We start from the raw sequence: 12845 nt of genomic DNA on the forward strand, positions 1-12845 counted from the left end.
GCCAACATGGTTTTAGCCACCTGTTCCGAGTTTTGCCTTCAAGTCCTCCGCACGAAATCTCACGATACTCGCACTACCTGTCAGCTATACATTTCCGCCACAACGGCATGTTAGGGACTTGCACCCTCTAGAGCGAAGCGCTGCCAAGCGCACAAGAGCCAACGACACCGTCGTTGACCTCTTTTTTATGAATTAATCTATTTATTTAAAAGTTTGACTAATGCAGCTCGTTCCTGTTCTGTCAGTCCTACGAGAGGCAATCTGACTGCCCCAACATCAAACCCCATCATCTGCAGGGCAGTTTTGACAGGTGCTGGACTTGGGGCAGCAAATAATCCTTGCATAAGCGGCAAAAGCTGTTGATGAAGCTTTGCAGCCTTTTCCGGATGCCCTTCAAAAAATGCCTGAACCATTTCCTGTATTTCATTTCCGATTACATGTGATGCAACAGATACGACTCCGGTACCTCCTATTGATAGTACGGGCATAGTCAAACTGTCATCACCACTATACAAAAGAAAATCATCATCTGTATTGGCAATAATCTGGGTCATTGCATTTAAATTACCGCTTGCTTCTTTAACTGCAACAATGTTATCAATTTTTGAAAGGCGGATGATTGTTTCTGGCTGAATCGTTACTGCAGTTCTTCCGGGAATATTATAGACCATGATTGGTAAGGCGGTTGAATCAGCAACTGCTTTAAAATGCTGATACAGCCCCTCTTGGTTTGGCTTATTATAATACGGGGCAACCAGCATAATGGCGTCCACACCAAGCTGCTCCGCTTTTTTTGTCAACTCAATGGAAGCATACGTATTATTACTTCCGGTACCGGCAATAACCGGGATTCTTTTATTTACGACTTTTACGACATGATCGAACAATGCCAGTTTTTCCTCTTTTGTCAATGTGGGAGATTCACCAGTTGTTCCCGCAATAACAAGGGATTCTGTTCCACTATCAATTAAATAATTAATTAATTTTGTCGCTTTAGCAAAGTCAATATGCCCTTTACTATTAAAAGGGGTTACCATGGCTGTAGAGACGCGCCCGAAATAAACCATTTTCTCTACTCCCTTCGAAATCAACTGATTATCCCTTAGCAGCTTTTTCTTAGTCCATATTCCTCAATGAAGCCTCTATTTCTGAACGATTAAACTCTAATGATTCATCTTCTAAATGAAATACATCATGTAAAGCATTTACGGATTCTACCAAATCATCCTGTTTCACCAATACCCAAATGGTAGTATGGCTGTCAGCTGATTGCAAAATACGGATTCCTTTATTGGAAAGTGCAGTTACAATTTTAAATGTCACCCCAGGCACTCCCGCAATCCCTGCACCTACCACAGAAACTTTGGCACAATGCCGTTCTACAATTGGTTCATGACCCAATTCTGTTAAAACACGAATTGCCTGGTCGGTCATTTCTTCAGTGACAGTATAAACAACACTGTTAGGCGATATATTAATGAAATCCACACTTATCTTTTCATTTGCCATCGCCTTAAATACTTCTGCCTGCAGGTAATACTGATCCTTTTTAGCAAATACCTTGATCTGGGTAACATTAGAAACATGTGCAATTCCTGTTACCAGCCGTTCTTTAATGTCACTTCCACGGCTGTTTCTTGTGATGGAGGTGACCAAAGTTCCTTTCGAGTCTGAATAAGTGGAACGGATTCGAATCGGAACCTTTGCCTGCATAGCAATTTCCACAGCCCTTGGGTGAATGACTTTAGCTCCCTGATAAGCCATATTGCACACTTCCGTATAGGTTACAACAGACAGCGGACGTGCATTTTCAACAATTCTTGGATCTGCGGTCATAATACCTTCAACATCCGTGAAAATGTCAATCCACTCCGCATTCAGAGCCGCACCAAGAGCCGCTGCTGACGTATCGCTTCCACCCCGGCCAATAGTAGTCGTATCTCCATTTTTTGCCGCTCCTTGGAATCCTGCAACAACCACAACATCATGATGTTCCAATTCCCTTAAAAGCCGATCACATTTCATTTCAATAATTTTTGCATTTGTATAATCTGCATTCGTTCGGAAACCTGCCTGTGCCCCTGTAAGAGAAGCAGCTTTTATCCCGCTTTCCAAAAGCATATTGGTAAATACAACACTAGAGATTACTTCACCACATGACATTAATAAATCTTGTTCCCGTCTCGATAGCTTACTTGAACTGCTCCCAATCAATGATAATAGTGTATCAGTAGCATAGGGGTCTCCATTTCTCCCCATTGCTGAAACAACTACTACCACTTTATAGCCATCGGCCAGTGACTTTTCAATATGTCTTTGTGCATGTTTACGGCTTTCCTCATCTTTAACAGATGTTCCGCCAAACTTTTGAACAATGATTTTCATGGTGACACCTAAACCTGCCTTTTTGTTGTTACTTAGGTTTTACAATTCCTAATTCTACTAATCTTTCCGCGATTTCAACTGAGTTCCAGGCCGCCCCCTTCAGCAGGTTGTCGGATACAACCCACATATGAAAACCTAGCGCCTCATCAAGATCTTTTCTAATTCTTCCAACGAAAACATCATTTAGCCCAACGCAATCAGCCGGCATTGGATAAATTTGATTTTCTGGATCATCCTGTAATACTATACCTGGAGCATCTTTTAACAATTCTTTAATATCATCAGCACTTACATTCTCTGCTTCAACTTCGAAATAGACAGACTCAGAATGGCCGACTGCTACAGGCAGACGAACACATGTTGCCGCAACTGGGAGTTCTGGCATATGCATAATTTTTTTCGTTTCATTAATCATTTTCATTTCTTCAAATGTAAATCCATTATCTTGAAACTTATCAATTTGTGGAATAGCATTAAAAGCAATTTGATAATGCTTTTTATCAGATTTTACCGGTAGAATATTGGCTTCAAATTTTTCATCATTCACAATGGCTTTTGTTTGTCCCATTAACTCTTCAACTGCTGCTGCCCCAGCACCTGATACTGCTTGATAGGTTGAAACAATTACCTTTTTTAATCCGAATTTTTCTCTGATTGGCTCAAGAGCTACAACCATTTGAATCGTTGAGCAGTTTGGATTGGCAATGATTCCATTATGACCATGAAGATCTGCTTCATTAACCTCAGGAACAACCAATGGAGTATTTTCATCCATTCTAAATGCACTGGTATTGTCTACAACGATTGCCCCGCGTTTTACTGCTTCAGGTGCCAGCTCTTGTGAAACACTTCCACCTGCACTGAATAAGGCAATATCAACACCCTCAAAACTTTCAGGTTTTGCTTCTTGTATTGTGATTTCTTCACCGTTCACCACTACTGTTTTTCCTGCTGAACGTGCTGAAGAAAGTAAAGTAAGTTTCTTAATAGGAAAATTCTCTTTTACCAAGGTTTGAATCATTTGTTGTCCAACCGCGCCTGTTGCTCCAACAACAGCAACATGAAATCCATTTTGCTGACTCATTTCTAGTTCCCCTTTCAAATACACTGGCTGGTTATTTCATAGTTGAGTTATTTTTACTGCCAGTATTGATTACTGATTTATTTTTCACCAGTAGGATAAAGAATATCTTCCTACTGATGAAATATTAATTTATTTTAACATATTCCTCAAAAGAAATAACCTATTTTAAAAAAGGGGGGAATTATTATTCAGAATCCTTATATTTTTCAACAATAACTGGCTGAATTTGTCTGCCTTCCATGGCAGCTTCAACTGTTTCTGTTAATAAACTCATTCTTGCAACCATGGAATTTGGTTTTTTTACCGGGTCATCCTGACCGTACGGAATAAAATAGATATTTTTTGCAGCCATCAGCTTCATTAAATTTACCCCATTAAGTCCTAAAGCATCGTTAGTAGATATACCAAGAACCACTGGTTTTAAATTACGTAAAGTTGCTTTAGCAGCCATTAATACTGGACTATCGTTCATGGCATTTGCAAATTTACTCATAGATACACCTGTAAGCGGAGCGATTACCATACAATCCAGGGGCATCTTCGGACCCAATGGTTCAGCCTTAACAATGGAATCAATTGCTTTATGACCTGTCAGATCCTCAATCCGCTGAACCCAATCCTCACCTTTACCAAAACGGGTTTCTGTGTTCTTTACAGTAAAAGTAACAATTGGAACAACCTCAGCACCAATTTGCACGAGCTTTTCAATTTCTGGAAATACCACATCATACGTACAATGTGAGCCGGTTAGACCAAATCCAATCCTTTTACCTTTTAAACTCATTCTATATTCCCCTTTCGGTTTTTAATTGACTCTTGGAGCAGCTGTATCAGGACATCTGCTAAGATTTGCCCTGCTGTTTTTGGGGCGACAATTCCAGGTAAACTGGGGGCAAGTAATGCTTTAATTCCCCGCTTCTCAGCATATCGGAAATCGGTCCCCCCTGGTTTTGAGGCAATATCAATAATGAGCGTATGTGGAGGTAATTTGGCAATCACTCCTGCTGCAACGATTAATTGTGGAACTGTATTAATAAGAATATCTGTATCGGTAATTTCTTTTTCAACATCGGTTAAATGGAAAGGTTCAAGTCCCATTTCCGTAATCCTTGCAAGATGCTCGCTCTTCCTTGCTCCAACCTTCACTTTTGCGCCAAGGGCATGAAAAGCCCTTGCAATACTCATACCACAGCGTCCCAAACCAAGAATGGCCACATTTGAACCATGGATTGTAAAGTCTGTATGCTGGATGGCCATCATAATCGTTCCTTCTACGGTTGGAATGGAATTATAAATGGCAACATCATCTCTTGAAAATAACTGAATAAGGTTTCTTCCTGTCTGATCTACAATTCCATTCAGGAAGGAATTGCTGATTCCAGAGTATATCGTACAATGTTCTGGTGTTTTTGCTAGAATGTCTTCTGTTAACACGACTTTCTCATTCGAGAATATTGTTTCTACCTGTCCTTCTAAATTTGTGCCAGCCACTGGCAATATAATGGCATCTATATTTGAGAAATCAACTTCATCCAGTTTTTCCTTGACAGCACCTGTGAAGGCGTGGTCAAGCTGTTCAAATCCAATTAATGAAACTCTTGCATCTGACTCGGTTAACTTCCGGATAATTTCCAGCTGTCTGGCATCACCGCCAATAACAGCTATTTGTATCCCTGTCAGCATGAAAACACTCACCTTCTTTTTTAAAAAAATCCTTCAAGGAATTTATTTCTTCTTATCACTTCACCATATTATGTAAGATGGCGTAAATCTGTGAGTTTTCCATCTGCGGTAAAAAAAAAAAGCCTAAGCAAAAGTTATTTGCTTGGGCTTTTTAACAGTAATTATTCCTCTTCAGGAACATCGATAATAATCATTTCGGGACCAATCTTTTTAATGTGCTGCCATGGTACCCTAATTTCTTCTCCTTGCTTTCTAAAACCGAACCATTTCAATGAGGGAATTAATAAGGCCTGAATTTGTCCGGTCCTTTCATTAATTTCTAAATCAGTTTGTCCCAGCACCCCCAGACGTTCTGCTTTTTTGACATCAACAATTTCTTTCCCGCTTAATTCGCTCAATCGCATTAATAAAACACCTCTCTGCTCTTTTTCTATAAGTTTATAAACGAAAAAGCTGAATTAGACTAAAGAAAAAACAGTTCGAGGAGACGAACTGTTTTTAATTTAAAAATTATGAGGGATTTCCCCATCTGGGCTGATTAGTGAAATAGAATAGTTATCTGTAAAAATGTTTCTTCCCATTTCGTCAACACTGTCTTTCGTGACGGCCTCAATTTGTTCAATAATTTCATCAAGTGAGCGATGGCGTTTTAGTAAAAGCTCGTTTTTCCCATTTCTGCTCATACGGCTGTTGGTACTTTCCAGGCTTAACATTAAACTTCCCTTTAACTGCTCTTTACTGTTGGTTAATTCCTTTTCCGTAATCCCGTCCTGTTTTAGTTTATTTAAGGTTTCCTGAATCGTTTCAAAAAGAACATTCAGCTGATTAGCCCCTGTCCCGCCATAAATTGTTACGATTCCGCTATCCTGATAGGCTGAATGATAAGAGAAAACCGAATAGGCTAATCCTTTTTGTTCACGGACATCTTGGAATAATCTCGAGCTCATGCTGCCGCCCAAAACATTATTTAAGGTAATTAAACTATAAATATCCTCATGCCCTACTTTCAAACCTTCAAAGCCAATACATAAATGGGCTTGCTCCGTTTCTTTCTTTCGAGCAATTTTATTAGAGTGGAAAGTTGGGGTATTTTCACCTGTCCGAGCATTTCCACCTTGATAAGAGCCAAAATATTGTTCCACATCATGAATAAAAGTTTCTGGTACATTACCAGCAATAGAGATTACCACATTATCTGGTATATACCTTTCATGAATATATTCTCTTAATGAATCACCTGTAAAGGTATTCAGTGTTTCTTCGGTTCCTAAAATGGGATATCCTAGAGGATGATTACCAAAAATTGCTCTGCTGAGCAAGTCATGAACGATATCATCCGGAGTATCCTCATACATTTTAATTTCTTCAAGGACAACATTTTTTTCTTTCTTAAGTTCATTATCATCAAATGTTGAATTAAAAAACATGTCAGCTAAAACATCTAAAGCAAATTTTGAATGTGTATCCAAAACCTTTGCATAATAGCATGTATACTCTTTTGAGGTAAAGGCATTTACCTGTCCGCCGATACTATCAAAGGACTCGGCGATTTCCTTAGCAGTGCGCGAGGTTGTGCCTTTAAAAAACATATGTTCAAGAAAATGGGAAATCCCATTGGTTTTTGGATTTTCGTTTCTTGAACCCGTTCCAATCCAAATACCTATGGCAACTGAACGGACGGTTGGAATTTGTTCTAATACTATCCTTACTCCATTTTTACAAGTATATTTGTTTATCATCAACTTCCTCCTGTCTGTAAACAGCAGATGCTACTACTCCATTGTTTATTATACCTTTTATAACTATTTTCTCCAACTTTTAGCTAATCTTCCCTATTATTTCATTATTCTTTCTTCATTTAATAACTCTGATACTGTCCCGATTTCCAAATGCTTCTGTTTAATTTGGGTAATTAATTGATCAAGTGATGCAGCAGTCGATTTAGTCGGATGCATGAGTACCATTGAACCATTTCCGATTTTACTCATAACACGGTTAATAAGTGCTTCCGGCGCTGGCTTTCGCCAATCCACTGTATCAACTGTCCACAAAATCGTCTTCATTTTTAATTCATTAGCAATTTTTACAGTTTCGTCACGATAGCTTCCGCTTGGCGGGCCAAATAATGTACATTTTTTTCCTGTTGCCGCTTCAATGATTTCATTCGTTTTGATCATTTGCTCTCTTGCTTGGGATGCCGTTAATTTTGCCATATCAGGATGGGAATAGGAATGGTTCCCAATCTCATGACCTGCACTAACAATCATTTTTGCAAGTTCTGGATTTTTTTTTGCCCAATTGCCCTCTAAGAAGAAACTTGCCGAAATATTATGTTTTTTTAAAGTTGCAAGCATTTCAGATAAATATTCATTTCCCCATGCTACATTAATAATAAAGGAAACCATTGGTTTATCAGGATGCCCGCGGTATATAGGGGAAGCGGGTAAGTTACTAAGATGCACTTTTGGTTTTACCTGTGTGTAAACTAATTTATTTTCATTGAAAGAACCCAATTTCCTCATATTTGAATATGATGCATCAATATCTACCTTAACCCCGTTATAACCAGGGATGGCTTTCCAAACACTGTCTATTTTTGCATCAGAAGGCGGCTTTTCATATGTAGATGCTTTTTGTTTAATTTCTTCCATTAGAGCTTCAGAGTCTTTTACTGCCGGCATGGCATTGTCCTTCAAACCACGGACATAGTTAGTTATGATTGATGTATTTACGACCATCCACGCAGCAAAACAAATGACAAATAATATAAGGACCTTTTTCATTCTACTTTTCCCCCTTCCATAAAGATTATGTATGAAAGGGACAAGGTAGAACAAAAAGCGCGGATGTCTTCGGAACAAGTACTGCTGTTCCCAGCGGAGATATTTCCGTCAGCATTCTTTGTGCAGGTGCCCAACATAATAAAAAGCCAGAGACACTCAGATCCCTGACTCCAATCCTATATTAACTTTGCTGGCTTTCTTCAGCTTTTTCCCGTTGTTCCTTTAGGACTGCTTTGCGGGACAAGTTAACACGGCCATGCTTATCAATTTCAGTAACTTTTACTAAAATCTCGTCTCCAATTTTCACTACATCTTCTACTTTGCCCACACGTTCTTCGGCCAGTTCAGATATATGAACTAAACCATCTTTACCATGGAAGATTTCTACAAAGGCGCCAAATTTCTCAATCCGTTTAACTTTACCCAGATACATTTGGCCAACCTCAACCTCACGGACAATATCTTCAATAATTTTCTTTGCTTTTTGATTCATTTCAGAGTCAGTAGATGCAATGAAAATTGTACCGTCCTGTTCAATATCGATTTTAACCCCTGTTTCCTCAATAATTTTATTGATTTGTTTACCGCTTGGACCAATGACATCACGAATCTTGTCCGGATTGATGGCCATTGTTAAAATCTTCGGTGCAAATCGAGAAAGTTCTTCTCTTGGATTTCCAAGGGTCGAAAGCATATGATCTAAAATCTGCATTCTGCCTTTTTTGGCTTGCTGTAATGCTTCCTCTAGAATTTCACGGGAAAGCCCCTCAATTTTGATGTCCATTTGAAGTGCCGTAACACCTTTTGCAGTTCCAGCTACTTTAAAGTCCATATCTCCCAAATGATCTTCCATTCCTTGAATATCAGTAAGAACGGTATAATGTTCGCCAGATTTAACAAGGCCCATTGCAATACCAGCTACAGGTGCTTTGATTGGCACTCCGGCATCCATTAATGCTAATGTGCTCCCACAAATACTTGCCTGTGAGGTAGAACCATTTGATTCCAATACTTCTGATACAACCCGGATTGTATAAGGAAAGTCTTTTTCAGATGGGATAACCGGCTCTAAAGCACGCTCTCCAAGTGCACCATGGCCTATTTCACGGCGGCCGGGACCACGGATTGGCCCAGTTTCCCCAACACTAAAGGATGGGAAATTATAGTGGTGCATCCACCGTTTCTCTTCCTCAATTCCTAGACCATCCAAAATTTGAACGTCTCCCATTGCTCCAAGGGTACAAATACTCAAGGCCTGCGTTTGTCCTCGTGTAAATAATCCTGAGCCATGTGTACGCGGAAGAATTCCAACCTGTGAGGATAATGGACGGATCTCATCAATTTTACGGCCGTCTGGACGAATTTTTTCTACTGTAATTAAACGGCGTACTTCATCTTTTACAATCTTATCCATTGTTTGCTTTACTTGTTTTAAGGTATCTTCTTCAGCTGCTTGTTCAACATACTTTGCAAATATTTGATCTTTGACTGCTTTAATTGCATCTTCACGTGCATGCTTTTCTTGAACTTGAATAGCCTTGATCATTTCTTCTTCACAAAGTCCCCGAACTTCAGCTTCCAGCTCTTTGTCAATTTCAAAAAGAGTAACCTGTAATTTTTCTTTCCCAATTTCAGCCACAATTTTTTCTTGGAAGGCAATTAGGCGTTTAATCTCTTCATGACCAAACATAATGGCTTCTAACATTACTTGTTCTGGAACTTCATTTGCTCCTGCTTCAACCATGTTAATGGCGTCCTTAGTACCAGCTACTGACAAATGAATATCGCTTTTTTCCGATTGTTCCACAGTCGGATTAATAACAAACTGGTTATCTACCCTGCCGACAACTACACCGGCAATTGGTCCTTCAAATGGAATATCTGATACACTAAGTGCGAGTGAAGAGCCAAACATGGCTGCCATTTCGGGGGAACAATCTTGGTCCACGCTCATTACCATACTGATTACTTGAACCTCGTTCCTGAATCCATCAGCAAAAAGCGGGCGAATCGGCCGGTCTATTAAACGGCTTGCTAAAATAGCCTTCTCACTTGGCCGTCCTTCACGTTTAATAAATCCTCCAGGAATTTTTCCTACTGCATATAAACGTTCCTCATAGTTAACGGTTAAAGGAAAAAAGTCTAAGTTCTTTGGTTCCTTCGAAGCCGTGGCTGTACTTAAAATTGCTGTTTCACCATAGCGGACTAAAACCGCTCCATTGGCCTGTTTAGCAAGCTGTCCGATTTCGACCGTCAGCTTGCGTCCAGCCCAATCAATGGAATACACATGTTTCTCATGGTCCATAATTTTACCCCTCTCATCTAAACATCTTAGAAGGATGATGCGAAAAATTCCGCTAAATCATCTAACTAATTAAAAATATAAAAAAAGCCTTAAAAGCTTATGTTATCAATTCAAATTAATATTAGTATGCACAATAAAGCCGAGTCTTAAAAATATGTATATCCTTCTTTTATGTTTTTTTACTAATAAAAAAGCGGGAAAATTCCCGCTTCTGTAAACTATCGACGTAGGCCAAGCTTTTTAATTAATACACGATAACGCTGTACGTCTTTGTTACGAAGGTAAGTTAAAAGATTACGACGCTTACCAACCATTTTCAACAGACCACGACGTGAATGGTGATCCTTCTTATGAACGCGTAAGTGATCGTTCAATTTATTGATTTGTTCAGTAAGGACAGCGATTTGAACCTCTGCAGATCCAGTATCATTTTCATGAGTTTTAAACTCATTGATGATCTCGTTTTTACGTTCTTGTGTGATTGCCATCCATGTTCACCTCCTAATTTTCCAAATCCCCTGTTACCGAGCAAGCGTCGGTGACTCGACTTGCCAAGCAAAGGTTATTTTTAGTACGTAAATAAGAATACAATGTTTTACGTCAAAAAGCAAGTTTTATCCTTAATAATATCCAAGATATTCTTACTTTAATCAGCCTTTTTTAGAAGTTTGTCGATTTTCGTTAAAATACTGTAAGGCATTCAGTTTATCTTTTTCAATTTGCTTAACCAGTTCATCAATTCCAGAAAACTTCCGTTCATTTCGAAGGTATAGAAGCCATTCGACGACTGTCTCTTCACCATAAATGTCTTGGTTAAAATCGAAGATATAAACTTCAATTGATATTTTTACATTTTCCTTATTAAAAGTCGGTCTATAACCAACATTGCAAACACCATTATGCCAAACATCATTCACCTTGATTCTAACAGCATACACACCAACCGGCGGAGTAATATAATCATCATTCAACTCGATGTTTGCTGTTGGAAAACCTATTGTTCTCCCTCGTTTATCACCATGTATAACGATTCCAGAAGTCGAATAATACCTGCCTAAAAGGGATGGAATTTGATCTATTTTTCCTTCCTTAAGCAGATTACGAATTCTTGTTGAGCTTACTTTTTGGTTTCCCTCCATAAACTCTGGCACAACAGAATAGGTAAATTTTTCTCTTGAATGGAAGGGCAATGTCTCCATATTGCCTTTCCCCATTCGTCCATACGAATAATCAAATCCGGCTGTAACATGTTTTACATTTAGTCCGATTATATATTGATCAATGAATTCCTGTGGCAGCAGATTAGCAAACTCTTCAGTAAAATGAACAATAAATAAATAGTCAATTCCAAAATGCTCAATGACTTTTATTTTTTCTGTTAAGGGAGTAATGTATTGAATAGGCTTTTGCCCTTTTTTCAGCACAACTGACGGATGAGGGTCAAATGTCATTACCGCACTGCTAAGTCCCTTATCGATCGCCTGTTGTTTAGCTTTTTGAATGACCTGCTGGTGGCCTCGGTGAACTCCATCAAAATATCCAAGAGCCATGGATAGCGGCGGCAGATTTTGATCCCCTATGTTTAATGGAAACTCTAACATCTTTACTTCCAATTGAAACTCACCTTTTCTATTCCGTACCTTTTATTCTTGTCCATTCCTTAAGACCTTGACTGGTTTTAAGAATTCTGGCTTATTTGGATGTTTTGCATATATCGCTAATGCAACTCCATCTTCTGTTTCAGCAATAATAGGTCCGTTACAAGTTTTTAAATGTTCGGGTATGGTCAATAAGGCACCATTTTTCACTTTCTCTGCTACTTTATCATTTATTTTTAATTTCGGCAAATAAGAAAGTCCTGTTTCTAATGGTCTTAATACAGCTTTAATACTCCCCTCTTGTGCCATTTTTTCCACTTCTTCTAATGTAACGCAATCCTTCAATGTAAAGCAGGCTGACTGAGTTCTTATCAGACTTGACATATGCGCAGGGTATCCCAATTTTTCCCCAATGGTGACGGCTAAAGTTCTGATATAAGTCCCCTTGCTGCAGCTGACTTTGAACTTAAATCGAATAGGGTCTTCAAACCATTCCTCCCGTTCATCCAGCAGCTGAATCGAATAGATGTTGACTTTTCTGGAAGGCCGTTCTATTTCGATTCCTTTACGGGCATATTCATAGAGACGGACACCATCGACTTTTACAGCCGAAAACATTGGAGGTGTCTGTTCAATTTCACCAGTCAGCGACTCAAAAACCTTAAGTATGTCTTTTCGAGAAATCGGCCCTTCAATCGGCTTTTGTTCCACTCTTTCTCCGGAAGCATCTTCCGTTGTCGTGGAAAAACCAATTGTCACTTCTCCCTCATAAGTTTTTCCTGCATCCGTAATATATTCGGCAATCTTGGTAGCTTTCCCTATACAAATAGGAAGAACGCCGGTAACATCCGGGTCAAGTGTTCCAGTATGGCCAATTTTCTTTGTTTTTAAGATTTTTCTTAACTTAAAAACACAATCATGACTCGTCATCCCTTTTGGTTTATAAAGAGGCAAAATTCCTTCCACATTTCTAGCTCCTTTCTTCCGAAAAAAATGGATAGACGATT

General features: G+C 39.0%; 12 protein-coding genes. All 12 read right to left on the reverse strand.

Features of this window, described 5'->3' with window-relative positions; all coding sequences use genetic code 11:
• Window positions 1-197 precede the first annotated feature (197 nt).
• Window positions 198-1067 carry a 4-hydroxy-tetrahydrodipicolinate synthase gene (dapA, locus tag M3183_RS13220; RefSeq protein WP_251470434.1) on the reverse strand — a complete coding sequence of 290 codons (870 nt, stop codon included), beginning with the start codon at window positions 1065-1067 and terminating at the stop codon, window positions 198-200.
• 49 nt (window positions 1068-1116) lie between these two features.
• Window positions 1117-2385, reverse strand: coding sequence for an aspartate kinase (gene dapG, locus M3183_RS13225; RefSeq protein ID WP_251470435.1), 1269 nt, complete (start codon window positions 2383-2385; stop codon window positions 1117-1119).
• Between the two features lie 28 nt (window positions 2386-2413).
• Window positions 2414-3469: an aspartate-semialdehyde dehydrogenase gene (asd, locus tag M3183_RS13230; RefSeq protein ID WP_251470436.1), complete on the reverse strand. Its 1056-nt coding sequence runs from the start codon at window positions 3467-3469 to the stop codon at window positions 2414-2416.
• A 184-nt stretch (window positions 3470-3653) separates the two neighbouring features.
• Window positions 3654-4253, reverse strand: coding sequence for a dipicolinate synthase subunit B (gene dpaB, locus M3183_RS13235; RefSeq protein ID WP_251470437.1), 600 nt, complete (start codon window positions 4251-4253; stop codon window positions 3654-3656).
• Window positions 4250-5152 carry a dipicolinic acid synthetase subunit A gene (gene dpaA / locus M3183_RS13240; RefSeq protein WP_251470438.1) on the reverse strand — a complete coding sequence of 301 codons (903 nt, stop codon included), beginning with the start codon at window positions 5150-5152 and terminating at the stop codon, window positions 4250-4252. The genes dpaB and dpaA overlap by 4 nt, the downstream gene beginning before the upstream one ends.
• A gap of 161 nt (window positions 5153-5313) precedes the next feature.
• Complete coding sequence (locus M3183_RS13245) at window positions 5314-5556, reverse strand: YlmC/YmxH family sporulation protein (protein WP_251470439.1); 243 nt, start codon at window positions 5554-5556, stop codon at window positions 5314-5316.
• 99 nt (window positions 5557-5655) lie between these two features.
• Window positions 5656-6891, reverse strand: coding sequence for a M16 family metallopeptidase (locus M3183_RS13250; protein WP_251470440.1), 1236 nt, complete (start codon window positions 6889-6891; stop codon window positions 5656-5658).
• A 96-nt stretch (window positions 6892-6987) separates the two neighbouring features.
• On the reverse strand, window positions 6988-7935 hold the full coding sequence (locus M3183_RS13255; protein ID WP_251470442.1) for a polysaccharide deacetylase family protein: 948 nt from the start codon (window positions 7933-7935) through the stop codon (window positions 6988-6990).
• A 181-nt stretch (window positions 7936-8116) separates the two neighbouring features.
• Window positions 8117-10240 (reverse strand): polyribonucleotide nucleotidyltransferase, encoded by a 2124-nt coding sequence (gene pnp, locus M3183_RS13260; RefSeq protein ID WP_251470443.1) that lies wholly within the window; start codon window positions 10238-10240, stop codon window positions 8117-8119.
• Window positions 10241-10458: 218 nt separating this feature from the next.
• Window positions 10459-10728: a 30S ribosomal protein S15 gene (rpsO, locus tag M3183_RS13265; RefSeq protein ID WP_251470444.1), complete on the reverse strand. Its 270-nt coding sequence runs from the start codon at window positions 10726-10728 to the stop codon at window positions 10459-10461.
• A 162-nt stretch (window positions 10729-10890) separates the two neighbouring features.
• Window positions 10891-11853, reverse strand: coding sequence for a bifunctional riboflavin kinase/FAD synthetase (gene ribF, locus M3183_RS13270; protein ID WP_396953721.1), 963 nt, complete (start codon window positions 11851-11853; stop codon window positions 10891-10893).
• 30 nt (window positions 11854-11883) lie between these two features.
• Window positions 11884-12804, reverse strand: coding sequence for a tRNA pseudouridine(55) synthase TruB (gene truB / locus M3183_RS13275; RefSeq protein ID WP_251470445.1), 921 nt, complete (start codon window positions 12802-12804; stop codon window positions 11884-11886).
• Window positions 12805-12845 lie beyond the last annotated feature (41 nt).

Origin of the sequence: Neobacillus mesonae (assembly GCF_023715155.1) — a bacterium.
Taxonomy (GTDB): domain Bacteria; phylum Bacillota; class Bacilli; order Bacillales; family Cytobacillaceae; genus Neobacillus; species Neobacillus mesonae_A.